26 protein-coding genes and 1 tRNA gene are annotated in these 24,523 nt (G+C 62.0%); 13 read left to right on the top strand and 14 right to left on the bottom strand.

Annotated elements, in window-relative coordinates:
* Positions 1-103: 103 nt before the first annotated feature.
* The 3 genes from NWI01_RS10295 to NWI01_RS10285 all read right to left on the bottom strand — a co-directional run bounded on the left by NWI01_RS10295 (position 104) and on the right by NWI01_RS10285 (position 1,471).
* Positions 104-481, bottom strand: a complete 378-nt coding sequence (locus NWI01_RS10295; protein WP_141383754.1) for a TIGR02301 family protein — start codon at positions 479-481, stop codon at positions 104-106.
* 85 nt (positions 482-566) lie between these two features.
* Positions 567-983 (bottom strand): NUDIX hydrolase, encoded by a 417-nt coding sequence (locus NWI01_RS10290; RefSeq protein ID WP_141383753.1) that lies wholly within the window; start codon positions 981-983, stop codon positions 567-569.
* A complete protein-coding gene (locus NWI01_RS10285; RefSeq protein WP_141383752.1) occupies positions 983-1,471 on the bottom strand; it encodes a hypothetical protein in 489 nt (162 codons plus the stop codon). The genes NWI01_RS10290 and NWI01_RS10285 overlap by 1 nt, the downstream gene beginning before the upstream one ends.
* A gap of 63 nt (positions 1,472-1,534) precedes the next feature.
* Between NWI01_RS10285 and NWI01_RS10280 the strand changes: the two genes are divergently transcribed.
* Complete coding sequence (locus NWI01_RS10280) at positions 1,535-2,302, top strand: SOS response-associated peptidase (protein WP_141383751.1); 768 nt, start codon at positions 1,535-1,537, stop codon at positions 2,300-2,302.
* 62 nt (positions 2,303-2,364) lie between these two features.
* Here the strand turns inward: NWI01_RS10280 and NWI01_RS10275 are convergent, their stop codons facing one another.
* A complete protein-coding gene (locus NWI01_RS10275; protein ID WP_301293849.1) occupies positions 2,365-3,807 on the bottom strand; it encodes an FAD-binding oxidoreductase in 1,443 nt (480 codons plus the stop codon).
* Positions 3,807-4,787, bottom strand: a complete 981-nt coding sequence (locus NWI01_RS10270; RefSeq protein ID WP_141383750.1) for an L-threonylcarbamoyladenylate synthase — start codon at positions 4,785-4,787, stop codon at positions 3,807-3,809. Before NWI01_RS10270 ends, NWI01_RS10275 begins: the two co-directional genes overlap by 1 nt.
* A gap of 60 nt (positions 4,788-4,847) precedes the next feature.
* Between NWI01_RS10270 and NWI01_RS10265 the strand changes: the two genes are divergently transcribed.
* Positions 4,848-4,924 (top strand) — tRNA-Pro (locus NWI01_RS10265).
* Between the two features lie 76 nt (positions 4,925-5,000).
* On the opposite strand, the gene NWI01_RS10260 is transcribed toward NWI01_RS10265, so the two are convergent.
* A complete protein-coding gene (locus tag NWI01_RS10260; RefSeq protein WP_141383749.1) occupies positions 5,001-5,939 on the bottom strand; it encodes a LysR family transcriptional regulator in 939 nt (312 codons plus the stop codon).
* 128 nt (positions 5,940-6,067) lie between these two features.
* Here NWI01_RS10260 and NWI01_RS10255 point away from each other — a divergent pair, with 128 nt between their 5' ends.
* From NWI01_RS10255 to NWI01_RS10240, 4 genes are all read left to right on the top strand, one after another.
* A complete protein-coding gene (locus NWI01_RS10255) occupies positions 6,068-7,105 on the top strand; it encodes a class 1 fructose-bisphosphatase (RefSeq protein ID WP_141383748.1) in 1,038 nt (345 codons plus the stop codon).
* A gap of 12 nt (positions 7,106-7,117) precedes the next feature.
* A complete protein-coding gene (locus NWI01_RS10250) occupies positions 7,118-7,990 on the top strand; it encodes a phosphoribulokinase (RefSeq protein WP_011315892.1) in 873 nt (290 codons plus the stop codon).
* Between the two features lie 121 nt (positions 7,991-8,111).
* Complete coding sequence (gene fba / locus NWI01_RS10245; RefSeq protein ID WP_141383747.1) at positions 8,112-9,197, top strand: class II fructose-bisphosphate aldolase; 1,086 nt, start codon at positions 8,112-8,114, stop codon at positions 9,195-9,197.
* 606 nt (positions 9,198-9,803) lie between these two features.
* Positions 9,804-10,064, top strand: a complete 261-nt coding sequence (locus NWI01_RS10240) for a hypothetical protein (RefSeq protein WP_244613715.1) — start codon at positions 9,804-9,806, stop codon at positions 10,062-10,064.
* Between the two features lie 141 nt (positions 10,065-10,205).
* Here NWI01_RS10240 and NWI01_RS10235 read toward each other — a convergent pair whose 3' ends face one another.
* Complete coding sequence (locus tag NWI01_RS10235) at positions 10,206-10,907, bottom strand: DUF1013 domain-containing protein (RefSeq protein ID WP_141383745.1); 702 nt, start codon at positions 10,905-10,907, stop codon at positions 10,206-10,208.
* A gap of 231 nt (positions 10,908-11,138) precedes the next feature.
* Between NWI01_RS10235 and ispH the strand changes: the two genes are divergently transcribed.
* The 3 genes from ispH to rnhA all read left to right on the top strand — a co-directional run bounded on the left by ispH (position 11,139) and on the right by rnhA (position 13,676).
* Positions 11,139-12,101 (top strand): 4-hydroxy-3-methylbut-2-enyl diphosphate reductase, encoded by a 963-nt coding sequence (ispH, locus tag NWI01_RS10230; protein WP_141383744.1) that lies wholly within the window; start codon positions 11,139-11,141, stop codon positions 12,099-12,101.
* A 133-nt stretch (positions 12,102-12,234) separates the two neighbouring features.
* The gene (locus tag NWI01_RS10225; RefSeq protein WP_141383743.1) at positions 12,235-13,215 is read left to right on the top strand and encodes a homoserine kinase; all 981 of its coding nucleotides are present in this window, start codon (positions 12,235-12,237) and stop codon (positions 13,213-13,215) included.
* A complete protein-coding gene (rnhA, locus tag NWI01_RS10220; RefSeq protein WP_141383742.1) occupies positions 13,212-13,676 on the top strand; it encodes a ribonuclease HI in 465 nt (154 codons plus the stop codon). The genes NWI01_RS10225 and rnhA overlap by 4 nt, the downstream gene beginning before the upstream one ends.
* A gap of 131 nt (positions 13,677-13,807) precedes the next feature.
* On the opposite strand, the gene NWI01_RS10215 is transcribed toward rnhA, so the two are convergent.
* The 3 genes from NWI01_RS10215 to NWI01_RS10205 form a co-directional block, all read right to left on the bottom strand.
* Positions 13,808-14,293 (bottom strand): peroxiredoxin, encoded by a 486-nt coding sequence (locus tag NWI01_RS10215; protein ID WP_141383741.1) that lies wholly within the window; start codon positions 14,291-14,293, stop codon positions 13,808-13,810.
* Between the two features lie 138 nt (positions 14,294-14,431).
* Positions 14,432-14,995 carry a DUF924 family protein gene (locus NWI01_RS10210; RefSeq protein WP_141383740.1) on the bottom strand — a complete coding sequence of 188 codons (564 nt, stop codon included), beginning with the start codon at positions 14,993-14,995 and terminating at the stop codon, positions 14,432-14,434.
* Between the two features lie 84 nt (positions 14,996-15,079).
* Entirely contained in the window at positions 15,080-16,762 is a 1,683-nt protein-coding gene (locus NWI01_RS10205; RefSeq protein ID WP_141383739.1) for a long-chain fatty acid--CoA ligase, read from the bottom strand.
* A 437-nt stretch (positions 16,763-17,199) separates the two neighbouring features.
* Here NWI01_RS10205 and NWI01_RS10195 point away from each other — a divergent pair, with 437 nt between their 5' ends.
* Positions 17,200-17,646: a universal stress protein gene (locus tag NWI01_RS10195; RefSeq protein WP_141383738.1), complete on the top strand. Its 447-nt coding sequence runs from the start codon at positions 17,200-17,202 to the stop codon at positions 17,644-17,646.
* A 571-nt stretch (positions 17,647-18,217) separates the two neighbouring features.
* Here NWI01_RS10195 and NWI01_RS10190 read toward each other — a convergent pair.
* The 4 genes from NWI01_RS10190 to NWI01_RS18870 form a co-directional block, all read right to left on the bottom strand.
* Entirely contained in the window at positions 18,218-19,585 is a 1,368-nt protein-coding gene (locus NWI01_RS10190) for a D-alanyl-D-alanine carboxypeptidase family protein (protein WP_141383737.1), read from the bottom strand.
* 245 nt (positions 19,586-19,830) lie between these two features.
* On the bottom strand, positions 19,831-21,660 hold the full coding sequence (locus NWI01_RS10185; protein ID WP_181410433.1) for a glucan ABC transporter ATP-binding protein/ permease: 1,830 nt from the start codon (positions 21,658-21,660) through the stop codon (positions 19,831-19,833).
* A 115-nt stretch (positions 21,661-21,775) separates the two neighbouring features.
* The gene (locus tag NWI01_RS10180) at positions 21,776-22,837 is read right to left on the bottom strand and encodes an ABC transporter substrate-binding protein (RefSeq protein ID WP_141383736.1); all 1,062 of its coding nucleotides are present in this window, start codon (positions 22,835-22,837) and stop codon (positions 21,776-21,778) included.
* A gap of 63 nt (positions 22,838-22,900) precedes the next feature.
* Complete coding sequence (locus NWI01_RS18870) at positions 22,901-23,083, bottom strand: hypothetical protein (protein ID WP_181410432.1); 183 nt, start codon at positions 23,081-23,083, stop codon at positions 22,901-22,903.
* 33 nt (positions 23,084-23,116) lie between these two features.
* Between NWI01_RS18870 and NWI01_RS10175 the strand changes: the two genes are divergently transcribed.
* The 3 genes from NWI01_RS10175 (at position 23,117) to NWI01_RS10165 (ending at position 24,494) form a co-directional block, all read left to right on the top strand.
* On the top strand, positions 23,117-23,698 hold the full coding sequence (locus NWI01_RS10175) for a YqaA family protein (protein WP_141383766.1): 582 nt from the start codon (positions 23,117-23,119) through the stop codon (positions 23,696-23,698).
* 124 nt (positions 23,699-23,822) lie between these two features.
* Entirely contained in the window at positions 23,823-24,008 is a 186-nt protein-coding gene (locus NWI01_RS10170) for a hypothetical protein (protein ID WP_244613714.1), read from the top strand.
* A 243-nt stretch (positions 24,009-24,251) separates the two neighbouring features.
* A complete protein-coding gene (locus tag NWI01_RS10165) occupies positions 24,252-24,494 on the top strand; it encodes a hypothetical protein (RefSeq protein WP_141383734.1) in 243 nt (80 codons plus the stop codon).
* Positions 24,495-24,523: the final 29 nt, after the last annotated feature.

The following is a 24,523-nucleotide window of genomic DNA, read 5'->3' as shown; positions in this document are numbered from 1 at the left end:
AAAGGTTAACGTCCCTTTTTGCATTTGAAACGCGTACCGAGAGCTTTCGGGTGGGGTCCTCGGAGCATGAGCTGGATATCCCGGAAATGCGCGGAAGGCCGACTCAATTCGCATATCTGGCTGTCAGGTCGCGGGAAATTTTCGCGCCTTCCTCCACATACCGGCGGATGACGAGATTCGCGGCCGGCGTGCAGGCCCGGTAGGTCTGCTGGAACCAGTTATAGCCGCGGTTGAAACCCGCGATCATCCTGGCGCGGCGTTCGCCCGACGGTGTTTCGGCGTCGATCAGGGCCTGCATTTCATTACGCCATTTCGCGCCGTCGTTGGCGGCGCAGATGCCGCGAAGATAATGCAGCGTGCCGAGGATTTCGGCCAGACGTTGCAATTCGGCGTCGAAGGGCGCGGCTCCGTCCTGCGCGCGCGCGGGTAGCGCGCCACAGATTGTCGTCATCAGAACAACCGCTAGAACCGATTTGCGCATAAAGGGCCCGAATCCGCCGTGATATGCCCCTTCCATGCGATGGAAGCAAGGCAGGGCAATCCGCGCAAGGCGTTTCAGGCCCGGTTCAAACCCCGACAAGCCGCCGTGCCGCATCGATGATGGTTTGCAGACCTTCGGTGAGCCGCAATTCGTCCGGCAACTCGGGGGCGACCCAGCTGAAGGCGTCGAGTTCATCGTTCAGGATGGGCTCGCCTGCAATCCAGCGGGCCGCGAACGACATCACGATGTAATGTCCGTCGCCGGGACGGGTCGGCATCACCTCCCGCCAGCCCGCGAGGCTGGCGATCTCGATCCTGAGCCCGGTTTCCTCCGCCACCTCGCGATGCAGCGCGGCGGCGACGGTCTCGCCGAACGCGATGCGTCCGCCGGGTAGCGAGTGCAGGCCCTTGCCGGGCGGCCGCGCGCGGCGCACGAGCAGAACCTTGCCGTCGCGGAAGACTGCGGCGCTGACGGCGGGCTGCGGAAATTGAGGCGGTGGCATCAGTGGTTCATGATGTAGTCAACATCGGTTTCCCGACCCTGGCCATTGATAATGCCGCCCGCCCGCATGATCATCGGCTTGATCCAGCCGACTGCCTGGGTCGCAAGCGCGGCGCGGGTCTCGTGCCGGTGGACGTCCTTCGTCGCGGAAGCCACCGCGGTCAGGATGGAAGTCATCGTGATGGTCAGCCTATCGAATTCGGCGCGAATGTCGGGGGCGGCGTTCTCATAAGCCTCGATCGCCTGCTCTCGCGCCTTGAAACCGGACGCCATGAAGTGCTCCCGATAGGTCAGGGGCCGCCAGTTCAGGAAATCCTCCACGCAATCGGGCATGTCCGGGATCATTTCGAGCAGCATGATGGCTTCGTTGAAATGATTGAGATAGTCGGTCGCAAGACCGCTTTGCGGATTGATATTGGCGGCCGCCAGCGCGGCGGCGCTGTCCGCGGTCGCGGGAGAGGGGGATGATTCGTCGGCTTGGGGTGTCATTGGTCCCAGTGTTGGACTGCGGGATTAAAACGGATTGAATGTCTCACCAGTTTGGATGACGAAATGTGCGGACGCTATGTAATCCTGTCGCCGCCGGAGGCGATGCGTCAGGCTTTTGACTATGCTGAACAGCCGAATTTTCCGCCGCGGTACAATGTTGCGCCCACTCAGCCGGTTCCTGTCGTTATCCTCGAAAACGGAGGCCGGCATTTTCGTCTGATGCGATGGGGGTTGATTCCGGCCTGGGTCAAGGACCCCCGGCGATTCGCGCTTCTCATCAACGCCCGCGCCGAAACGGTGCTGGACAAGCCGGCGTTCAAGAACGCGATGAAACGGCGCCGCTGCCTGCTTCCGGCCGACGGCTATTACGAATGGCATCAATCGGAGGAGCGAAAACGTCCGGTCTTCATCCGGCCACGCAATGGCGGGCTGATGGCGTTCGCGGGTTTGGCCGAAACCTGGAATGGGCCGAATGGCGAAGAGCTTGATACAGTCGCCATCATCACCATGGCGGCGCGTGGCGATATCGCGACCTTGCATCCGCGCGTGCCGGTGACGATCGCCCCGAGGGATCACGCGCGCTGGCTCGACGGCAACGCTGTCGATGCCGGGGAAGCCACACTGTTGCTCCGCGCGCCGGAAAACGGCGAATTCGTCTGGCATGAGGTATCTGTGCGCGTGAACCGCGTCGTCAACGACGATGAGCAACTGATCATGCCGATCTCGGCGGAGCAGGCGGAAAGCGAGGCGAAGCAGGCCGCAAGGAAGCCGGTGGCTCGCAAGGTCGCGGCCGCAGCCTCCGGCAACGACGGTCAGGGTTCGTTGTTTTGACGTGGAACCAAAAGCATTTGCAGCTATCGCTCTATCTTCAGGGCGCTACCGTTTCGAACCCTCTATAGCACCTTGCCCGGATTCATGATGCCGAGAGGGTCGAACAGCGCCTTGATGCCGCGCATCACCTCGATCGCCGTCTTGTCCTTCACGCCGGGCAGGTTATCGCGCTTCAGAACGCCGATACCGTGTTCGGCGGAGATCGAGCCGCCCATCCGCAGCGCGATGGCGAAGACGACGGCATTGACCTCCTGCCACCGGGCGAGAAATTCCTGCGTCGTCATCCCGCTCACGGGTTGGCTGACGTTATAATGGATATTGCCGTCGCCAAGGTGACCGAACGGCACCGGTCGCGCGTCCGGAATGAGCTTTACCACGGCGGCATTGGCCTCCGTGATGAAGGCGGGTATGGCGGCGACGGGCACCGAGATATCGTGCTTGATCGAGCCGCCCTCCCGTTTCTGGGCCGGGGGAATCGTCTCCCGCAGCTTCCAGAACGCCGCGCGCTGCTGAAGGCTGGCCGCGATCGCCGCATCGTCGATGCAGCCGCTCTTTATACCCCGCTCGAGAATGGTCTCGACCGTCGCCGTCGCATCGTCGCGCGAGGACGAGACTTCCATCAACACGTACCAGGGATAGCGACGGGTAAGCGGATCGCGGATGCCGGAGCCGTGCCTGACGCAGATGTCGACGCAGATATCTGCGAGCAGTTCGAAGCTTGTCAGGCTGCCGGCGGCTTCGGCCTGTGAGATGGCCAGCAATCTCAAGGCATCGGCCGGCGATCTCAGGCCGACAAAGGCGGTTTGCACCGAGCGTGGTTTTGGAAACAGCTTCACGACCGCGGCGGTGATGATGCCGAGCGTGCCTTCGGCGCCGATGAACAGGTTGCGCAGGTCGTAGCCGGTATTGTCCTTTTTCAGCTTGGACAGGCCGTTGAGGGTGCGGCCATCGGCCAGCACCACCTCGAGGCCGAGCGCCATGTCGCGCGCCACGCCGTATGCCAGCGCGCCGGTGCCGCCGGCATTGGTCGAGAGATTGCCGCCGATGGTGCAGCTTCCTTCGGCGCCGAGCGACAAGGGGAAAAAACGACCGGCCTCGTCGGCGCGCCGCTGGATGGTTTGCAGGATGGCGCCGGCCTCCACCGTCATTGTGTTGGAGGCGATGTCGACTTCGCGGATCCTGTCCATCCGCCGCATCGACACCACCACCTCGCCGTTGTGCGGGGTTTGTCCACCGACGAGACCGGTGTTGCCGCCTTGCGGGACCAGCGCGATCCGGTGTTCGCTTGCGATCCGGCAGATCGCCGACACCTCCGCCGTGGATGCGGGACGCAATACCAGCGGCGAGCGGCCATGAAACAGGTTGCGCGCCTCCGTGAGGTATGGCGCCCGTTCGTCGGCGTCAGTCACCGCATATTTGTCGCCGACGATGGCGGCGAGGCGCGCGATCAGATCGGGCGACAACGGCGGATGTGCGGATTTTGATGTGGCGATCGGCAAATCCATCAGCCTTTCGGCGCGGCGGCGCGGCGCAACCGGTCGTTGATCGCTTCCCCGAGCCCGTCCTCGGGAATCGGCGTCACCGCGATGGTTCGCGCCCCGCTGGCATCGAGGGCGCGAAGACAGCCGAACAGATGGGCCGCCGCCTCCTTCAGATCACCGCTCTCGGACAGGTTCATCACCGCACTAGCGGTGTCGATGCCCGGCAGATCAACTCGCCCGAACGCCAGCAGCGCCTCGCCGGGCGCAAGGTTTGCGGCATTGAGCCGCATCCTGGCGCGCGGCGCGTAATGCGAGGCCAGCATTCCCGACGCCAGCGGTGGTCCATCGGCCGCGCCGGGAGCGGGCGAGGCCAAGGGGCTGCCCAGCACGCGTTCGATGTCGGCGCGCGAAATCCCGCCGGGCCGCAACAGCGCGGGCCGATCGAAACAGCCGACGATGGTGGACTCGATGCCGACGTCGACCGGTCCGCCGTCGACGATGAGGTCGATCCGGCCGTCGAGATCATGTCGCACATGCGCCGCCGTGGTCGGAGAAACGTGGCCCGACAGGTTGGCGGAGGGTGCGACGATCGCGCCGCCGAACCCGCGCAGGATATCCCGCGCAACCGGATGGGCGGGAACCCGTAGCGCGATGGTATCGAGGCCGGCGGTGGCGAGATCGGCCACCGGACAGTTCGCGCCCTTCGGCAGCACCAGCGTCAGCGGGCCCGGCCAGAACGCATCGGCGAGCGCGAGCGCGGCCGCGCCGAACCGGGCGATGTGTTGGGCGGCGGCAACGTCGCCGACATGCACGATCAGCGGATTGAAGGCGGGTCTGCCCTTGGCCCGGTAGAGCCGTGCGATCGCCTCCGCGTTGGCGGCGTCGGCGCCCAGGCCGTAAACAGTCTCGGTGGGAAACGCGACGAGTCCGCCATTTCGAAGCACCCGCGCCGCCGCTGCCGTCTCGCCGGCCCGTTGAATCGTCGTTGTGAGGTCGACAGTCATGGAGTTCTCAATTCAGCTTCTTGCGGTGCGCGCAACCCGACGCTATAAGCCGCGTCTTGTCGGAGTGTGGCTCAGCCCGGTAGAGCACTGCGTTCGGGACGCAGGGGTCGCAGGTTCAAATCCTGCCACTCCGACCATTATTTCAATGACTTATAATTTCGATGCGCCGGGCGCGCAACGCGACGCGCGACGAATCGACACTCATGCGGGCTTTTACCGTATGCGGCCGAGCGGCGCCTGCGGCAGGAACTCCTTGCCGTTCGCGACCAGGAAATCCAGCATTTCCTGCGCCGGAGGCAGCAGCACCTTGTCTTTCTTTCTGACGACGAACCATTGCCGGATGATCGGAAGACCGGTGATATCGAGCGTGATCATCCGGCCCTCCTTAAGTTCGACGGCCACGGTATGCGCCGAGATGAAAGCGATCCCGAGACCGGCGATGACCGCCTGCTTGATGGTCTCGTTGCTGCTCATCTCCATGCCGATCTGCGGCTCGAGATTGCTCTTCTCAAAAAACTGTTCCATGAGAAATCTCGTGCCCGAGCCCGGCTTGCGGGAAAGGAACTTTTCGTGCGCCAGATCGACCGCCGTAAGTCCGGACGCGTTCGCCAGCCGGTGTCCCGTCGGCGCGATGACGACGTGCGGATGATCGCCGATCAGATGCGTGTCCAGTTCGATATCGGGAGGCGGATGGCCCATGATCGCAAGATCGAGCGCGTAGCCGCGCAAGGCCTGGCGGATGTCCTGGCGATTGACGATCGTCAGGCTGATGTCCATCCCCGGATGAAGCTTCGAAAAGGCGGAAATCGCAAAGGGGACAAAATACTTCGCCGTACTGACCGCGCCGATCGATATGCGTCCGCCGGTTCGGCCGGTGATCATGTCGAGCGACGTCGCACAGCTGTCAATCGCGGCTTCGATGCGCTCGAAAAGCGTATACAGTTCCTGTCCGGCAGGCGTGAGGGTCATGCCCTCGCTGGTTCTCTGAAGCAGGGGCAGCCCGCAAAGCTGCTGAAGATTCCGCAGTTGCAGCGTGACCGCGGGTTGAGTCAAATGCAGTTTGTTCGCGGCGGCGGTGACGCTGCCGCCGGCCGCGACTGATGCCAAAGCACGAAGCTGCCGGATAGTTACGTCGCGAAGCTTCGTGATCATATAAGGAAAATTTTGCGGCTATGAAGGATATTGAAATTGTACTTATTACATGCAACGAGTCAATTCGCGCGACGCTCTGGAAAGCGGCAAATTGGCTGTTTGGAGATTGCGGCCGAGGGGGAGTCTGAATGAGTCAAGAGATGACACTGCAGGAAAGGATGGACGGCGAGGGGGGATCGGATCCGCTTCGCCAGGCAGTGAAGGGAGCGGTAGCTGCGCTTGCGCAGGCTGCGATCGATATTTCTGATCTGACTTGCCGCGGCGCGTTGGCCGGAATCACCGGACAGGCACAAGGCCGCAACACCGACGGGGATGTTCAGAAGGATCTGGATGTTCGCGCTGATCAAATTATCCGCGACGCTCTCGGCAAGCTGCCGATCGCAGCGCTGGCCTCCGAGGAGATGGAGGCGCTGGATATCTTGAATCCGGGCGCGCCGATCTGCGTCGCATTCGATCCGTTGGACGGTTCATCGAACATCAATACGAACATGTCGGTGGGTACGATTTTTTCGATCATGCCGACGCCTTCCGATGTGAACGCCGCCTTCAGGCAGGCCGGAAGCGCGCAACTCGCGGCTGGTTTCGTTGTCTATGGTCCGCAGACCTCTCTTGTTCTCACGCTCGGGCAGGGAGTTGACATCTTCACGCTTGACCGGGTCGACAGGGTGTTCAAGCTCACCGGATCGGCAGTGAAGATTCCGGCGGAAGCCACCGAATTCGCGATCAACGCATCGAACAGGCGGCACTGGGACCTGCCGGTTCGCGCCTATATCGACGAGTGCCTTGCGGGAGCCGATGGCGCCGGCGGCAAGAATTACAACATGCGCTGGATCGGCTCGCTGGTCGCGGAGGCGTTCCGCATCCTCATTCGCGGCGGCATCTTCCTTTATCCCGGAGACGCCCGCGACGGTTACGAGGAGGGCCGCCTGCGCCTGGTTTATGAAGCGCACCCGATGGCTTTCATCGTCGAGCAGGCGGGAGGCGGTGCTTCGACCGGACGAAAGCGGGTTCTCGATCTCGTTCCCGGTAGCCTGCACCAGCGAGTTCCGCTGATCATGGGGTCGATCAAGAACGTCCAGCGGCTTGAACATTTGCATACGGTGCCCGATGGCGCTCTGGAAGCGAATGCGCCGTTGTTCGGGAATCGCGGTCTGTTTCGCGTTTAAGGGGCTGATATCGTGTCGAGGAAACATCCTATCATATCAATTACGGGTTCGTCGGGCGCTGGCACGACCTCCGTCAAGCGGACCTTCGAGCAGATTTTCCGTCGCGAGAAGGTCGTTGCGGCCTACATCGAGGGCGACGCCTTTCACCGCTACAACCGCGCCGAGATGCGCACCCGCATGGCCGAGGAATCGGACAAGGGCAACAGGCACTTCAGTCATTTCAGCCCTGAAACCAACCTGTTCGCCGAACTCGAGTCGGTGTTCCGCAGCTATGGCGAGACCGGAACGGGCACCACGCGGTATTATGTCCATGACGATACGGAATCGGCGCTCCATGGTGTGCCTCCCGGCACCTTCACGGACTGGCAGCCGTTGCCTGAGAATTCGGACCTGTTGTTCTACGAGGGCCTTCACGGGGCCGTCGTCACCGACAAGGTGAATGTCGCGCAGTACGCGGATCTCAAGATCGGCGTGGTTCCCGTGATCAATCTCGAATGGATTCAGAAGCTGCACCGCGACCGTAGCGCGCGCGGCTATTCCACCGAGGCCGTCACCGACACCATCCTTCGGCGCATGCCGGATTACGTCAACTATATCTGCCCCCAGTTTGCTGAGACGGACATCAATTTCCAGCGCGTGCCGACGGTGGATACCTCAAATCCGTTCATCGCCCGGTGGATACCGACGCCCGACGAGTCGATGGTCGTCATCCGCCTGAAGAATCCGAAAGGCATCGATTTTCCATATTTGCTGTCCATGATCCCGAACAGCTTCATGTCGCGCGCCAACTCTATTGTCATCCACGGATCCAAGCTGGATCTCGCGATGCAGTTGATCCTGACGCCGCTGATCCTTCAACTCATCGAGCGAAAGAGGCGCGCATGAGGGGAATGATCGCACGTCCGAAACCGTCAACCCCGATGGCGTCAAGAGGGGACGTGGCCAAGAATACGATCGCGTCAAACGCGATGTCTTTTCACGATAGCCAGATGGGGAGGGAACCGACATGGCGCGCATAACTTTGAGACAGTTGTTGGATCACGCCGCGGAACACGGCTACGGCGTGCCGGCGTTCAACATCAACAATATGGAGCAGGGCCTTGCCATCATGGAGGCGGCGGCTGCCGTCGACGCTCCGGTCATTCTCCAGGCCTCCAGGGGCGCACGCTCCTACGCCAACGACATCATGCTGGCGAACATGATCGACGCGCTGGACCAGATGTATCCGCACATTCCGCTGTGCATGCATCAGGATCACGGCAACGAGGAAGCGACCTGCGCCACCGCGATCAAATATGGCTTCACCTCGGTGATGATGGACGGTTCGCTCAAGGCCGACGCCAAGAGCGCAGCGGACTACGAGTATAACGTCGACATCACCCGCCGCGTCGTTGACATGGCGCACTGGGTCGGCGCCTCGGTGGAAGGCGAACTGGGCGTGCTCGGTTCGCTCGAGCATGGCGGCGGCGAGCAGGAGGACGGACACGGCATCGAAGGTCCGGTCAGCCACGATCAATTGCTGACCGACCCGGACCAGGCCGTTGATTTTGTCCGCGCCACCAAGGTGGACGCGCTGGCGATCGCGATGGGCACCTCGCACGGCGCCTACAAGTTCTCGCGCAAGCCGGACGGCGACATTCTCGCCATGAAGGTGGTCGAGGAAATCCACCGCCGCCTTCCCAATACGCATCTGGTGATGCATGGCTCGTCCTCGGTGCCGCAGCATCTGCAGGATGAGTTCAACAAGTTCGGCGGCGAGATGCCGCAGACCTGGGGCGTGCCGGTCGAGGAAATCGTTCGCGGCATCAAGCATGGCGTTCGCAAGGTGAATATCGACACCGACTGCCGGCTGGCCATGACCGCGGTATTCCGGAAAGTCGCGGCCAGCAACAAAAGCGAGTTCGATCCACGCAAGTTCCTGAAACCCGCGATGGATGCGATGCGCGACCTCTGCCGTGAGCGTTTCGAGCAGTTCGGCACGGCCGGCAATGCCTCGAAGATCAAGGTGATCCCATTGGCTGAAATGGCCAAGCTCTACCGCTCCGGCAAGCTTGATCCGCGTATCGGTGAAACTGCGGTTGCCGCCGAGTGAATATGATCCGGCTCTGGCGCGGCCCGGCTTTTCGGCTGGACCGCGCTGAGGCCGATCACGCGATATCCCGCTAAACACGGCCTTCCGTGGTGAGGGCACGTTCCGGGGGCAGCCTTGCCGATGAGCAGGTTTGCACCTCGTAATTTGCGCCTCGTAACAACACCATCCGGTTCAAACTGGGACGATTCATCCTCCCGATCGTCCAGCCCCGGATGTACTGCTCCGTCGTCTTGCATGGCGACGGAGCCTTTCTCCCGGCAGTCCTTGAAAAGCTTCTGCGATCCCGTAACAGCCGCCACACTGCGGCGGTCGTGACGTTCGCGATGGACTTACAATCCCCGCAATTGGATCCGAACAGCTGCTTGGAGCATTTTCCGGCGAAGTGGATGACCTGTTCGCGGCAAGAGAAGCAAGCAGGTCGTCGGCCTGGATCGGGGGATGGATTACCGGTTCGGCTGAAGAAAACGCGTCAAGATAACAATATCGAGCTTCGCTTCTGATTCAATCGGAGGCGAAAGTGCTGTAGGCTCTTTCGATCGCGTTGGATCAGGCTGAAGCGTTTTTCATTTGATCATGCTCGAAGCTGCGACGAATCCGGGAACGATCATGGGATCGATGACATTCACGCGCCATGCGGCCATTGTTGTCACTGTGCTGTCGCTGGGCGGATGCGCCAATCTGGAGCGGCACAATCCGAACGCGCTGTCCCAGGGCGATGACGATGCGTATTGTCAGACGCACGGCGGGCCGCAGGGATCGGCGGCCTACACCGCCTGCCGCAAGAATCGCGACGTTGCCGTCACGCGATCGGATCGGATGGAGCGCTCCCACCGCGATCTCGCCGAGCGGATGCTGAACGGGCAGTAACGGCGTTCAACGGCGCGCCTGTCCCGATGGCCCGTCATGGCCATGAAAGTGACATCCGGTACGTTGCGTTGCCCGGATCAGGATCGCTGCGATCTCCGGGATTCGGAACTCACGCTGTGAACCGGCCAAGCCTGAACGCCTTTACTCGTTGTCCTCATCCTCGGCCTTCTTGCCGCCGATGGTCTTCAGCTTGGCGAATACGGCGTCGACGTTGAGATCGTCCTGCTGCTTCTCGGTAGGTTCGAACTCGCTATCCTTGCGCGTGGTCTCGGACGCCGGCAACAGGGTGGCGCCGCCATACTGCTGATCGGTCGGCTTCTCCTTGGCGGCGCGCTGCACCTCGAAGTCGAGTTCGATCTGCGAGCAAAGGCCGAGCGTCACCGGATCCATCGGAGTCAGGGTCGAGGCGTTCCAGTGGGTACGGTCGCGCACCGCGGCGATCGTGGTTTTGGTGGTGCCGACCAGACGCATGATCTGGGCGTCCTTCAACTCCGGATGATTGCGCACGAGCCAGAGGATCGCGCTCGGCCGCTCGTGGCGGCGTGACACCGGAGTGTAGCGGGGTCCCTTTTTCTTGGCTGCCGGGGGCAGCACCACCCGGCTCTCGCTCAGTTTCAGCCGGTAGTCCGGGTCCTTCTCGCCTTTCTCGATTTCGTCGCGGGTGAGCTGGCCGGTGGAGATCGGGTCCATGCCCTTGATGCCCTGGGCAGCATCACCGTCTGCGATGGCGCGGACCTCCAGGGGATGCATCTTGGTGAAGTCGGCGACCTGATCGAACGACAGCGCGGTATTGTCGACGAGCCACACGGCAGTCGCTTTCGGCATCAGCGGTGCATTGCTCATGGCAAATCTCCTTTGCGCTTTGCCCACCCCTCAGGGCAAAGCCTTTTGGTCATCGACGATGACGGGAATTGGAGTCTATATATGCTGCCGGAGGTCGGCCGCGCAATGGTTTGCTCCGTCGAACCTCCGGCTTGGGTGCCTGTCTTGACAGCGCCCGAAAGCCGTCCAAAGTCATCATTATTGGCCGTTCCCGCCCTGCCGGTGTGGGGTGATTCGGTCCCGGATCGCCTCATGAATGTTAAACCGAAACTTAAAATCGTGCTCTGTTCGCCCCGCGGCTTCTGCGCTGGGGTCGTCAGGGCGATCGATACCGTGGAACGTGCGCTGACGCTGTATGGCGCGCCGGTCTATGTGCGTCACGAAATCGTCCATAATCGCTATGTTGTGGACAGCCTTCGCGCCAAGGGAGCGATCTTCGTCGAGGAACTGGCGGAGATCCCCGACGACACCACGGCGCCGGTGGTTTTCTCCGCTCATGGCGTGCCGAAATCGGTTCCCGCGGATGCTCAGCGGCGCAATTTCTTCTCGCTCGATGCCACCTGTCCCCTGGTGACCAAGGTTCACCGCGAGGCGGCGATCCATTTCAAGCGCGGCCACGAGATTCTGCTGATCGGGCATTCTCATCACCCGGAAGTCGTCGGCACCGTCGGGCAGTTGCCGGCGGGTGCGGTGACCCTGATCGAGACCGCCGAGGATGCCGAGAAATTCGCGCCGAAGGATGCCGATAATCTGGCGTTCGTGACCCAGACCACGCTGTCCATCGACGACACCGCCGAGATCGTGGCGGTGCTGAAGCAACGCTTCCCCAACATCCATGGGCCGCACAAGGAAGACATCTGTTACGCCACTACCAATCGCCAGCTGGCCGTCAAGAAGGTCGCGCCGGTGGTCGACGCGCTGATCGTGGTCGGGGCGCCGAATTCGTCCAACTCGCAGCGGTTGCGTGAGGTTGCCGAGCGTGAGGGGTGCAAGGTGTCCGTGCTTGCGCAGCGCGCCGGAGATCTCGACTGGAGCATGTTCGAGGGGATCAAAAGCCTCGGCATCACGGCTGGCGCGTCGGCGCCCGAAGTCATCGTCGAGGAAATCATGGATGCATTCGCGGCGCGCTATGAACTCGAGGTGGAGACGGTCTCGGCCGCGGAAGAAAACGAGTTCTTCCCGCTGCCCCGCTCGCTGCGGCCCGACGCCGCCTAGAGCACTTTCGCTTCTGATTGAATGAGAAGCGAAGCTCTGGATTGTTGTTTTGACGCGTTTTCTTCACGCGAACAGGTCATCCGCTTCGCGCGAGAACGCGATCGCACTGCCATGACCGGAACGGGGATATGAGATGGCGGTCTACACCGACGTCGCCGCCGAGGAGCTTGCGGATTTTCTGAAAGCCTACGATATCGGCGAAGTGCTGTCCTACAAGGGCATCGCCGAGGGCGTCGAGAACTCCAACTATCTGCTGCACACAACCTCCGGATCGTTTTTCCTGACGCTCTACGAAAAGCGCGTCGCCATCGACGACCTGCCGTTCTTTCTCGGCTTGATGGGACATCTGGCGACCCATGGCATCGTGTGTCCGCAGCCGGTCAAGGCCAGAAACGGCGAGACGCTCGGCCGCCTCGCGGGGCGTCCTGCCGCCATCATCGATTTTCTCGAGGGCGTGTGGCCACGGAAACCGAACGTCGCTCATTGCGCCGCGGTCGGCGCAGCGCTGGCGAAACTGCATCTCGCGGGCCGCGATTTCTCCATGAAGCGCGTCAACGCGCTGTCGGTGTCGAGTTGGCGGCCGCTGTTCGAACAGGTCGGCGCTTGCGCCGATACCGTGCAGCCGGGTTTGCATGATTTTCTCAAGGCTGAACTCGATCACCTCGAGGCGTACTGGCCGCGCGAGCTGCCTGGCGGCGTGATCCATGCCGACCTGTTTCCCGACAACGTGCTGTTTCTCAGCGACAGGCTGTCGGGGCTGATCGATTTCTATTTCGCGTGCCATGATTTCTTCGCCTATGACGTCGCGATCTGCCTCAACGCATGGTGTTTCGAGCCGGATCATGCCTTCAATGTCACCAAGGCGCGGGCGCTGCTTGGCGCCTATCATCGGGAACGCGCGCTGTCGGAGGCCGAACAGGCGGCGCTGCCGCTGCTTGCGCGGGGGGCCGCGTTGCGGTTCCTGCTGACGCGGCTGGTTGATTTTCTCAACGTCCCCGCGGGCGCGCTGGTGAAGCCGAAAGATCCGCTTGAATATGTCCGCAAGCTGCGTTTCCAGCAGCGGGTCGGTGGCGTCCGTGATTACGGCGTCGCGATATTGGGGCCGGTGGCGTGAATTCGCCCGCGCTTCCGCATGTCACGATTTTCACCGACGGCGCCTGCTCAGGCAATCCGGGCCCCGGCGGCTGGGGCGCGATCCTGCGTTTCGGCGACATCGAGAAAGAGTTGAAGGGCGGCGAACCGCATACCACCAATAATCGGATGGAGTTGCTGGCGGCGATCTCGGCGCTGGAGGCACTGAAACGCCCGGCGCTTGTCGATCTCACCACCGACAGCCAGTACGTGCGGCAGGGCATCACCGCCTGGATTCACGGCTGGAAGCGCAATGGCTGGCGTACGGCCGACAAGAAGCCGGTGAAGAACGTGGACCTCTGGCAACGGCTCGACGCAGCCCTGCAGCCGCATCAGGTGCGCTGGCACTGGATCAAGGGTCACGATGGCCATAGCGAGAACGAGCGCGCCGATCAGCTTGCGCGCGAGGGCGTGGCGATGGCCAAATTGATGCGGACGGTCTGATTGCCCCGGTACCGTCATGCCCGGCCTTGTGCCGGGCATCCACGTCTTTTAACGTCAGTTTAGCAACAAGACATGGATGGCCGGGACGAGCCCGGCCATGACGATGTTTGAAGCGTGAGCGTTATGCGCTTTCAAAGCTGCCCGAGCAGCTTGTCGCCGCCGGAGACATCGACCTTGCCGGGTGAGTCCTCGACGTTCAGCGTCTTCACCACGCCATCCTCGACCAGCATGGAATAGCGCTTCGAGCGGATGCCGAGCCCTTTCTCGGAACCGTCGAACGTCATGTCGATGGCTTTCGCGAACTCGCCGTTACCATCCGCAAGAAACGTGGCCTCGTTTCGCTGGTCGGTGTCGCGCTTCCACGCGTTCATGACGAACACGTCGTTCACGGAGACGATGGCGATCTCGCCCACGCCCTTGCCCTTGATGGCGCTGGCGCTGGCGAAAATGCTCGGAAGGTGTTGCTTGTGGCAGGTGCCGGTATAGGCGCCCGGCACCGCGAACAACGCGACTTTCTTGCTCTTGAAGATATCGTCGGTGCTTTTTGTCTGAACCCCGTCTTCGGTCATGATGCGGAATGTCGCGTTGGGCAGGCGGTCGCCAACTTTGATGGTCATCGTCAAATCTCCTGGACTGGCGGTGTGCGTGGAGGGGCGAGCATACAGTATTCCACAGCCGCGAAACGGCAATCGTCGCGTGCTCGCCGTACTGTCGTCAAAGAGCCTCCCGGCGAAGCGCGACGCGCGGCTGAAAAGCTATCCGGCGAATCCGCCTGCGTCGAGAAACGCCTGCTCTTCCGCGTTCGTCGTGCGCCCGAGTACAAGGTTGCGATGGGGAAAACGGCCGAACCGGCGAATGATGTCGGCGTGGATCTCCGCGAATTTGAGGTTTTCGGGCCGGCCGCGGGTGCGAAACAGCTCAATGCAACGGTCTTGATCCGCCAGTCGTTCCGAATGCATGAAGGGCACATAGAGGAATTCGACAAGGTCGGGCTCTATGCGCGAGTCGGCGCCACGGGCGATGGCGCGCTCGGCGACGGCCAACGCCTGGTCGTCGGTCGAGAAGGTCCGGGCGTCGCTGCGGAACATGTTACGCGGAAACTGGTCGAGCACGATGACGAGCGCCAGCGCACCGTCGTCGGTTTTCTCCCATTCTGCGAGTTCGCCCGCGCCGGCGGCCTCCCAAAGCTGAAGAAAGCGACGGCTCACCTCCACGTCGAATGCGTTGTTCTTGATGTACCACTTGTCCGGGCCGGCGGCTCGCCAGAAAGCGAGAACATCGGCGGGGGAGGGGAGGGGTGTATTGTCGGATTTCATCATGCCACGCTTTGCTGTCGCCGTTGTCCACGCATGCGAGGACAATTTTCCATAAGAAGGTTTCAGTTGGGCAGGGCGGTATCCGCCTCACGCCGCCGTCTTGTTCTCGTCGCGCAATGCGCGGCGGAGAATCTTGCCGACATTGGTTTTCGGCAGGGAATCACGAAACTCGATTTGTTTGGGCACTTTGTAGTTCGTCAATTCCGTCCGGGCGAACTTGATGATCTCCTCACGCGTGAGATCAGGATCCTTCCTGACCACGAACGCCTTGACCGTCTCGCCCGACCTCTCGTCCTTGACTCCGATCACAGCGCATTCCAGCACGCCCGGATGGCTTGCGATCACGTCCTCGATTTCGTTCGGATAGACGTTGAAACCGGAGACCACGATCATGTCCTTCTTGCGGTCGACGAGCCGGGTGTAACCGTCCGTGGACATGACGCCGATGTCGCCGGTGCGGAAGAAGCCGTCCGCCGTCATCACCTTCGCGGTCTCGTCCGGCCTGTTCCAGTAGCCCGGCATGACCTGCGGCCCGCTGGCGCAGATTTCTCCCGCCTCGCCGAGCGGCATCTCTCTGCCGTCATTGTCGCGGATCGAGATGTATGTCGATGGTAGGGGAAGCCCGATCGAGCCGGAAAATTTGTCGCCGTCGGCGGGATTGCAGGTCAGCGTCGGCGAGGTTTCCGAAAGGCCGTAGCCTTCCAGCAGCGGGCATCCCGTCACTTTCAACCATCTCTCCGCCACGGCCTTTTGCACGGCCATGCCGCCGCCGATCGATGCCCTCAGTTTCGAGAAGTCGACCTGCTCGAAACCGGGCGCGTTGAGCAGGGCGTTATAGAGCGTGTTCACCGCCGGGAAGCAGTGGATCTGATGCTTCCTCAGTTCCTTCACCAGCCCGGGAATGTCGCGGGGGTTCGGGATCAGCAGATTGACTCCGCCCGCGCGCATTCCCAGCATGAAGCACGCCGTCAGCGCGAAGATATGATAGAGCGGCAGGGCGCAGACGATGAAAAGCTGATCGATCACCGGCGGCTTCTTCAGCACCGGCTGCAGCCACGCATCATTCTGCAGCACGTTGGCGAGGATGTTGCGATGAAGGAGCGTCGCTCCCTTGGAGACGCCGGTTGTGCCGCCGGTATATTGCAGGAAGGCCACATCGTCAGGCGCGAGTTCGGGCCGGACCAGCGTCATGCCGCGTCCCGCGGCAAGGGCGTCGTTGAACTTGACGGCGTTCGGGATGGATGATGGCGGCACCATCTTTTTGATGTGGCGGACAACGAAGTTGACGATCAGGCCCTTGAAGCCGAGCAGGTCACCCATGCTGCCGACGATGACGTGCCTGACGGCGGTTTTACCGATCGCCTGCTGCACCGTCGCTGCGAAGTTTTCCAGCACGATGATCGCTTCCGCGCCGCAATCCTTGAGTTGATATTCAAGCTCGTGCGGCGTGTAGAGCGGGTTGACATTGACCGCGGCATAGCCGGCGCGCAGCACGGCGATTGTCGAGATCGGATATTGCAGCACGTTCGGCATCATCAGTGCGACGCGCGCGCCCTTTTTCAGTCCCAGGCCCTGCAGGTAAGCGCCGAGAGCACGCGACGTCTCGTCGATCTCGCGATAGGTCATCGCCTTGTCCATGCAGATGAAGGCTTTGCGGTCGCTGAAACTGGCAAAGCTCTCCTCCAGCAACTCGATCAACGAAGCGTATTGCGAAGCGTCGATGTCGGCAGGCACGCCTGCGGGATATTGCCTGAGCCAGATGCGATCCATGTGACGTCCCGGTGATCCCATGTTCAAGGGAAAGAGAATGTCTTGTGCAGGGAATATCGGGCAAGGTGGCGGTCTAAGGCAAGTAGTTGCGCGATCACGACGCGCGAATGCCGCCGCAGCAAGCTTAACGGTTTATTCCGTCGGCAGGCCCGAAATGGTCTGGTGGCCAACGTGCAGGGTTTGCCTGTGCGACGTTTGCCGCCTGTTATTATAGCGTTTTCGAGCGAAGCATGTCCTCGGGCTTGACCCGAGAATGGATGCCGGCTCGCGTGAAGAAAACGCGTTAAAACAACAGCTAGACGAGTCTAGGCGCTGGCGTTACGCTGCTGCCGCTTGAGTGGCTGATGATGGAGTGCGCGGGAAGAAAGGGCTCCTTGTTGAGTTGAGAAGTGATGGTTATGATCATCGCGGGTTTTTGAGGGCTGAGGGGTCTCGCTATGCACAGTCATATTCTCATTCCCACTGACGGCTCCGAACTGGCACAGAAAGGTGTCGACTATGGTCTGTCGCTGGCCGACGGATACGGCGGCAAGGTTACAATCATCACTGTGACAGAGCAGCCTCCCGTTCCCTCTATAGGCGAAAGCGAATGGGGTAAGGTTGGTATGGATCCGGATCGGCTTGAAGATGCCGACACGCGGCATGCAAAAGCTATCCTTTCGGCAGCCAAAGCAGCGGCAGAAAAAATAGGATTGACCGTCGAGACACTCCATATCCAGAACGTCTCACCGGCCGCAGCTATCGTTGATGTGGCGAAGAAAAATGGATGCAGCCTGATCGTCATGGCCTCTCACCGACGCCGCGGGATCAAGAGTGTCCTTTTAGGCAGTCAAACCGCCGAGATTCTTGCAACCGCACCTATCCCCGTTCTTGTAGTCCCCTGATCCGCCAGACAGGTTGGCGGCTTCGGCTTCTTGCTCAGAGCAAAACCCCGCTCCGGAGGGAAGAACATGGAGAAGACAATAATGAATGCCCTCAGAGTTGCGTTTGCGTTTGCGGCTTTCTCCCTCCTTTCGACGCCGTTGCAGGCGATGCCGGTTGCCTCCGCGCCGGGATGGTCCACGGACATCGTTCAGGTTGCCGACGGGTGCGGCCAAGGACGTTATCGCGGGTCGGGAGGCGCATGTCATCGGTTCGGACGCGGCCCCAATCCTGGCGGAAATTTTGCAGGAAGTCATCGCGGTGAGGGCTGTGGCCCTCGCAATTACCGAGGTCCAGGCGGTGCATGCCACCGTTTGGGGACGGGTCCCTATCCGAGTGGATACTGGGCCCCGCGTTGAAATATGACTGATTAACGGTTGCGTCGTAGTCGTCGCATTCGCTTACGAACTCAACCCCGCTCCGGCGGGGTTTTCTATTTTTAAGGGACCGCGATGCTCGGTAGATAGGCCAGCAGTCCGATCAGAACAATAAATCCGATAACAATGAAGCTCAGCGAAGCGGCTGACTAAACAGCTAGGGTTTGGACTTGCCTTCGGCGGTTTTGGGCTTGGCGGATGGGCCGGCGGCGGGCTTGCTATCGACCGGGGGCTTCGTGGACTTGGATGTGGGCTTGGGTGTAGCCTTGGGGTTGATGGTAACCGAGACCCGGTTATTTGATTTTTCCTTGGCGTCTGCTTTCGGCGCGGGTTTGTCCCGGGCGGTCTTGCCGGGTTTCTTGCTCTTCGGCGGAGCGTCGCGCGCGGCATCGGCTTCCGCCGCGGCTGCGATGGCGGCGCCGCTGCGCGTCGGTCCGGTATAGACAATGACGGGATCCGAGGGCGCCGGGGAGGCGGCGATCATGTCCACCGGCCGAAGCGTCGGCGGTTGCGCGCCGGTCGCGAAGAACGACATCATGGCGGCGCTTGTCGCTGACGTGTTGGCGACAACATCGTTATCCTCGTCGCTGGCGGGATGCCTGCGTTTCGGCCCGCACATTTCATCGCGCAGATTGGGAGGCGTCGCGGCGATCGGCGCCAGCCTGTCGACGGTGCCGAGCGCCGGCCGCAGCCACGACAGCGAGTTATTGGCGAAGCCGCGCTCTAGCATCTGCGCGGCGCGCACAGCCCGCATCGTACCCGACGATGCGCCGAGCACCACCGCGATCAGGCGCTTGCCGTTCTGCGTGGCGGACGCGACGAGATTGTAGCCGGAGGCGCAGATGAAGCCGGTTTTGAAGCCGTCGGCGCCTGGAAAGCGCCCGATCAGCTTGTTGAAGTTGTGCGTCACCCTGCGGCCGTAGCGTATCGAGGGGATGTGCACGAAATATTCGTATTCGGGCAGATCGTGAATGAATGCGCGCGCGAGAATGGCCATGTCGCGCGCCGAGGAGATCTGGCCGTCGGCTGGCAGGCCGTTCGGGTTGACATAGCTCGACTGCGTCATGCCAAGCCGCTGCGCGGCCGCGTTCATTTCGGCCGAGAAACCGTCTATCGACCCGCCGACGCCTTCCGCAAGCACAACGGCCATGTCGTTGGCCGACTTCACCATCATCATCTTCAACGCGTTGTCGACGGTCACCTGGGTGCCCGGCCGAAAGCCCATCTTCGATGGCGACTGCGCGGCGGCGGTCGGCGATACCGCCAACAGCGTGTCGAGCGTGAGGCGCTTGTGCTTGACCGCCGTCAACGTGACGTAAGCGGTCATGAGCTTGGTGACCGAGGCCGGATACCAGGGGAAGGTGGCATTCTCGGCTTCCAGTACCTTTCCGGTATCCGCTTCGATCAGCAGATGCGCTTCGGTGGCATGAGCTGCGCGAAATGGCGCGAGCGCAACCAGCACCCCGGCCGCGAGGACGGTGCAGATCGGAAGCCATTTGCGAAACGGGGCGATGGAAGAATGCACGGTCGATCCGGTCCTTTAAGACCCTCTTTCGGCAAGAGGGCCTGCTTCTCAAGCATTTTCCGGCTACGTGGAGTCCGGTCAGGCGTCAGAAGATGCGCTCGGTTGGTAGCTGCGCGTCGTCTGATCGCAAAACCGGCATCCATTTTTGCGGAATACGCGGCTGGGTTTCAAGCGTGTCCGGGCGCCGTCGTCGCGGCCGCTCCAATCTATACCGGCCCGACAGGCCAGAACAGATGGTCCGCAGTTTAATTCCCCAACGAAAGGGGCCGAATTTCGACGGCCGGGTTGGTTCGCGATGAGGACAGGTCTGCCTGGGCGCTCTCCTGCGTCATGAATTGCGCTTTCGCGAGTTGGGCGAAATGACCTCCGTTCGTCAGGAGTTCGCTGAAGGTTCCGCTTTCGATCACGCGGCCGTCGGCGAAAACCAGAATTCGCGCGGCGTTCCGTATGGTGGACAGCCGATGCGCGATGACGAATGTCGTGCGTCCCCTCATCACCTCGTCGAGCGCGGCGTTGACCTTGGCCTCGGTCACGGCGTCCAGCGCGCTGGTCGCCTCGTCGAGGATCAGGATCGGCGGATCCTTCAGCAAAGCGCGGGCGATCGAGAGTCGCTGCCGCTCGCCGCCGGACAGCATTCGCCCGCGCTCGCCGGCATGAGTATCGAACTTCTTCTCGCCGCGGTCGATGAAGTCCAGCGCCTGGGCGCGCCCGGCGGCGAGCCGCATTTCCTCATCGGTGGCGTCGGGTTTGCCGACGCGGAGGTTCTCGGCGATCGAGCGGTTGAACAGCAGCGGCTCCTGGAACACCACGCCGATGTTTCGCCGCAAGCCGCTGAGCGTGAGGTCGCGAATGTCCATGCCGTCGATCCTGATGACGCCGGATTGCGGATCGAACGCCCGGTGCAGCAGCGCGACGGCGGTGGACTTGCCTGCGCCGGTCGGGCCGACCAGCGCGATGGTCTCGCCGGGCGATGCGACAAACGACAGGTTCGCGACCGCAGGCCGTTTGCCGTCGTAGGAGAACGACACGTCGTTGAATTCAACGCGTCCCTGCAATCGCCCGGGATCGACGGCGTCGGGCCGGTCGCGCACGGCCGGAACGGTGTCGAGCACGTCGAAGAATTCCTTAAGACGCGGCGCTTCCATGAACACGCTGTTGATGAAGGAAACGACCTGCTCGAGTCTCTGGATCAGCATGGTGGCGAAGCTCACGAACATCACGATCTCGCCGATCGACGTCATTCCCCGCTGGTTCAGTGTGATGCCCGCGGTGAAGATCGCCAGAATGGTGATGGTGGTCGAGGCGCGCGTCATCACGGTGACGACGGCCCACCACGATAGCACCGGCATCTGCGCAGATAGCAGCTTGTCGACGACGAACCGCAGGCCCTGAACCTCGGCATCGACGCGAACAAAGCTTTGCACCAGCGCGACGTTGCCGAGGGCGTCGGAGGCGCGCGCGGAAAGATCGCTGAAATGCGTCTCCACCTCGTTCTGCATATCGAAGGTTTTGCGAACCACCAGCGTCGTCAGCATCGTGAATATGATGCAGAGCGCGAACAGAAGGATCGCCAGCCGCCAGTTGATATAGAGCGACAGCGGCAGCAGCACGACGAGCGACATCATCGCCGCGAAATGCTCGCGGAAAAATCCGAGCCATAGCCGCCACAGCGCGTCCGTGCCTTGCAGCATCACCTTCATCAGCCGTCCTGAATGGGTGCCTGCGTGGTAGGCGAGCGGCAACTGCATGATGTGCTCGAAATAGCCGGTCAGCACGGCCTGGCGCTGGCGATGCGAGAGACGGTCGGCCTGCAGGGCCACGGTCACGCCGCACAGGATCGTGAACAGGCCGAACGCCGCCCAAACCGCCAGCAGCGGCCAGGGTGACGTCGAAGCCATTCCAAAGAAGCCGGAGGCCGGATTGCCGGACAGGACGTCAATGATGCGGCCGAACAGCACCGGCTCGGCGAACTGCGCGCCCGCCAGAAGCAGGTTGGCGCCGGCCAGGATCCAGCCGAGCCGCGCTTCCGTGCCGAGCAGTTCGAGAACGCGCGTGTAAAGGCGGACCATCGACATCGGCAGAGGCTCTTATGGACTGCAAGCGCGGCATTGTGGCGCGGATGGAGGATGCGCCGGACGGGAGGCGGCATCTAATCAGAGGCAGGCGCGGGAATACAGCGGTTCGTGCCGCTCACTCGACCTGCGTGATCCTGCGGTCGCTGGCCGGGGGCAGATAACTGCTGTCGAAGATATCCGTAGCCGCCGGACGATTGCGGAATCTGAAGTCCTCGGCGATCTGGTCGAGCAACGTCTCGAACCGGGCCGGATCGATATCGCCGATACCGCTATGCCTGACCTCGCTGGTGAGAATATTGTCGTTGAGGACCGTATGCAGGCGTTCCAGCTCCACAGCGCGTGATCCGCCCTCCATCTGAGTTAGCACGTCATCCACAGCCTTCGCCGGCTCCCTGACGGCGAGCCGCAGGCCGGTGATCACTGCGCGCACGAACGCCTTCACCGCTTCCGGCTTGCCGGCGGCGAATGCCGGGTTGACGATCAGCGCCTTGCCGTAGGCCACGCAGCCGTAGTCGGCAAATTTCAGCACCGCGATATCGTCCGCCGGGATGCCGCGATTGCGCAGGTCGATCGCCGACAGGTACGACAGGCCGGATATGGCGTCGAGCTGGCCCGCCGACAGCATCGGTTCACGAACGGCCGGGCCGATCTGCTGCAATTTCACGGTTTTGAGCTGCAAGCCGTTCCGCCGCGCCAACGCAGGCCACAGCCTGATGGAAGGATCGCCATCGATGACGCCGACCGTTTTCCCCTCGATGTCGGCGAGCGTGTTGATGCCCCGGCTCTTGCGCGCAATGAAGGCGTAGGCCGCCTTGTCGAACAGCACGAACACCGCCTTGACCGGGGGCGCGCCCCGCTGATCGCGAAAGCGGATCAGGGTGTTGATGTCCGCGAGCGCCAGTTCGCTCTTGCCGGCCGCGACACGCGCAATCGCGTCCGTGGTGTCGGCGGCCGCGGCCGTCGTGACGCTCACGCCTTCCGCGCGGAACAGCCCCCGGGTCGATGCCAGAACGACCGGAGCCACGGCGGCATCGATCGGGCGATCGAGCGAGAACCTGATCGGGGTTGGCGCGCCGGCGTCGGCCCCGCTGCCCGCGACCCCGGGGTATGCAGCACCGACCGCGCTCACGAGCACAAGCAGGATACACCAGAGACGACGCAAAGAACGCACTTGCATGAGGATATTGCGGCAGTTCCGTGGTTGGGGCCGCTGCGCGCGACCGTAACGCGGTGTACTTTATCAGAGACGATCTGAATGCGCGATGACCCCCGTGATATCGCGCGTGAGGCTCCACTTCTTGCGTAGCGTCGGGATCGGCAACGCCGGGAACGACGGAGGTTCCGCCGAATCGTGCAGGCAACCGATCATGACGACCGACGTTCGCCGGTTGTGCAGGCCTCGCTGAATCTGCGCGCGGGCCATGGACAAATCGGCCGCGTAATGGTTGATCGCGCCATGCTGAGACGGACCTACGACTGGTGCATCGCCGCCGCTGACAAGCCCCATGCGCTCTGGATTCTGGCGGCCGTGGCTTTCGCCGAGAGCTCATTCTTTCCAGTGCCGCCCGACGTCATGCTGCTGCCGATGGCGCTGGCGCGGCCACGACGCGCCTGGCTGTTTGCGACCGTATGCACGATCGCCTCGGTCGCCGGCGGCGTGCTCGGCTATGCAATCGGCGCGCTCCTTTATGACTCGGTTGGCCAGTGGCTCATTCATCTCTATGGGCTTGGCGACAAGGTCGAGGCGTTTCGCGCGTCATATGCGGAGTGGGGCGCGTGGATCATCATCGGCAAGGGCCTCACGCCGATCCCCTACAAGCTCGTTACCATCACCTCGGGTTTTGCGGGATACAACGTCTGGCTGTTTATCCTGTGCTCGATCATCGCCCGCGGCGGCCGGTTCTTCATCGTCGCGGTCGTGCTCGACCGCTACGGTGAAGCCATTCGCCGCGAGATCGAAAAGCGGCTCGGTCTCTGGGTGGCCATCGGCGCTGCCGTTATCGTCCTCGGTTTCGTGATCGCGTTCCGCTTGATCTAGAGCATGATCCCGCCCCCGCGCCTCCGCGAACCGTTGCGTTGATGAACAGGGCGGAGTTGGAATAGATGGAGGCCGCAGTTTCGGGCGAGGCCGCCTTTTTACGGTGGAGAAGGGAGGAGCAATGATGACGATCAATGATGACCTGGAAAAATTCAGGCAGGCGAGAACGATGGCCTTCAAACGTGGCTTCGTCGTTCGAAGGGCCGACGACCCGGATGATCCCAAGCCCTACACGCTGGTTCGTCTGGCCGTGGAAACCCATCTTGCGACCATCGATGAGGTGCTGGAGGAACTCAAACGGACCAAATGATCGAAATGGCCCAAAGGATTTTCCGCCGGATGGGATCGCCAGCTCGGCGGCTTGGCGCGGCGGGTGTTCAGATGGAACCGGCTCCCGAAAGCCTCCGGAACGCGGCGGACACCGGTTTCCGCGCGTAAGACAGACGGTTCCGTATTAACGACTCGTTAACCGCTATCGAGGCAAATTTTGCCCGTGAACGGTATGCTCTTGCCGCGGGAAAGGCCAGAGACCGTTCGGGTGGGGCAAAAGGCCATGGAACGCGACATCGGGCCGCTGAAAATACCGGCGACAATCCAGGAATTGCAGGCGCGAGTGGCCGCGGCTTTCGGCAGGCATCCGTTGTGCCGCGAAGTGCGGTTTGACGTCGTCAGTACGCCGAAAACCCGTAGCGGCGCCAACTGGACCGTCAGCATGAGCGCGGTCCCGCCAGATGCCATCTGGGAAGCCTCCGAACTCGTCGCCGACATCCAGGATGCCTATACTTTGGCCGCCTGACTTCCGGCACGCTCGATCACGATGGATTG

The sequence above is a fragment of the Nitrobacter winogradskyi genome, from assembly GCF_006539545.1.
GTDB lineage: Bacteria > Pseudomonadota > Alphaproteobacteria > Rhizobiales > Xanthobacteraceae > Nitrobacter > Nitrobacter winogradskyi_A.
This window is presented reverse-complemented; position numbering and strand designations above follow the sequence as displayed.

Bases quoted from the DNA above. Each gene is read 5' to 3' on its own strand.
- NWI01_RS10295 (WP_141383754.1), bottom strand. From the start codon at position 481: ATGCGCAAATCGGTTCTAGCGGTTGTTCTGATGACGACAATCTGTGGC.
- NWI01_RS10290 (WP_141383753.1), bottom strand. From the start codon at position 983: ATGCCACCGCCTCAATTTCCGCAGCCCGCCGTCAGCGCCGCAGTCTTC.
- NWI01_RS10285 (WP_141383752.1), bottom strand. From the start codon at position 1,471: ATGACACCCCAAGCCGACGAATCATCCCCCTCTCCCGCGACCGCGGAC.
- NWI01_RS10280 (WP_141383751.1), top strand. From the start codon at position 1,535: ATGTGCGGACGCTATGTAATCCTGTCGCCGCCGGAGGCGATGCGTCAG.
- NWI01_RS10275 (WP_301293849.1), bottom strand. From the start codon at position 3,807: ATGGATTTGCCGATCGCCACATCAAAATCCGCACATCCGCCGTTGTCG.
- NWI01_RS10270 (WP_141383750.1), bottom strand. From the start codon at position 4,787: ATGACTGTCGACCTCACAACGACGATTCAACGGGCCGGCGAGACGGCA.
- NWI01_RS10260 (WP_141383749.1), bottom strand. From the start codon at position 5,939: ATGATCACGAAGCTTCGCGACGTAACTATCCGGCAGCTTCGTGCTTTG.
- NWI01_RS10255 (WP_141383748.1), top strand. From the start codon at position 6,068: ATGAGTCAAGAGATGACACTGCAGGAAAGGATGGACGGCGAGGGGGGA.
- fba (WP_141383747.1), top strand. From the start codon at position 8,112: ATGGCGCGCATAACTTTGAGACAGTTGTTGGATCACGCCGCGGAACAC.
- NWI01_RS10240 (WP_244613715.1), top strand. From the start codon at position 9,804: ATGGGATCGATGACATTCACGCGCCATGCGGCCATTGTTGTCACTGTG.
- NWI01_RS10235 (WP_141383745.1), bottom strand. From the start codon at position 10,907: ATGAGCAATGCACCGCTGATGCCGAAAGCGACTGCCGTGTGGCTCGTC.
- ispH (WP_141383744.1), top strand. From the start codon at position 11,139: ATGAATGTTAAACCGAAACTTAAAATCGTGCTCTGTTCGCCCCGCGGC.
- NWI01_RS10225 (WP_141383743.1), top strand. From the start codon at position 12,235: ATGGCGGTCTACACCGACGTCGCCGCCGAGGAGCTTGCGGATTTTCTG.
- NWI01_RS10215 (WP_141383741.1), bottom strand. From the start codon at position 14,293: ATGACCATCAAAGTTGGCGACCGCCTGCCCAACGCGACATTCCGCATC.
- NWI01_RS10210 (WP_141383740.1), bottom strand. From the start codon at position 14,995: ATGATGAAATCCGACAATACACCCCTCCCCTCCCCCGCCGATGTTCTC.
- NWI01_RS10205 (WP_141383739.1), bottom strand. From the start codon at position 16,762: ATGGATCGCATCTGGCTCAGGCAATATCCCGCAGGCGTGCCTGCCGAC.
- NWI01_RS10195 (WP_141383738.1), top strand. From the start codon at position 17,200: ATGCACAGTCATATTCTCATTCCCACTGACGGCTCCGAACTGGCACAG.
- NWI01_RS10185 (WP_181410433.1), bottom strand. From the start codon at position 21,660: ATGTCGATGGTCCGCCTTTACACGCGCGTTCTCGAACTGCTCGGCACG.
- NWI01_RS10180 (WP_141383736.1), bottom strand. From the start codon at position 22,837: ATGCAAGTGCGTTCTTTGCGTCGTCTCTGGTGTATCCTGCTTGTGCTC.
- NWI01_RS18870 (WP_181410432.1), bottom strand. From the start codon at position 23,083: ATGGCCCGCGCGCAGATTCAGCGAGGCCTGCACAACCGGCGAACGTCG.
- NWI01_RS10175 (WP_141383766.1), top strand. From the start codon at position 23,117: ATGCTGAGACGGACCTACGACTGGTGCATCGCCGCCGCTGACAAGCCC.
- NWI01_RS10170 (WP_244613714.1), top strand. From the start codon at position 23,823: ATGACGATCAATGATGACCTGGAAAAATTCAGGCAGGCGAGAACGATG.
- NWI01_RS10165 (WP_141383734.1), top strand. From the start codon at position 24,252: ATGGAACGCGACATCGGGCCGCTGAAAATACCGGCGACAATCCAGGAA.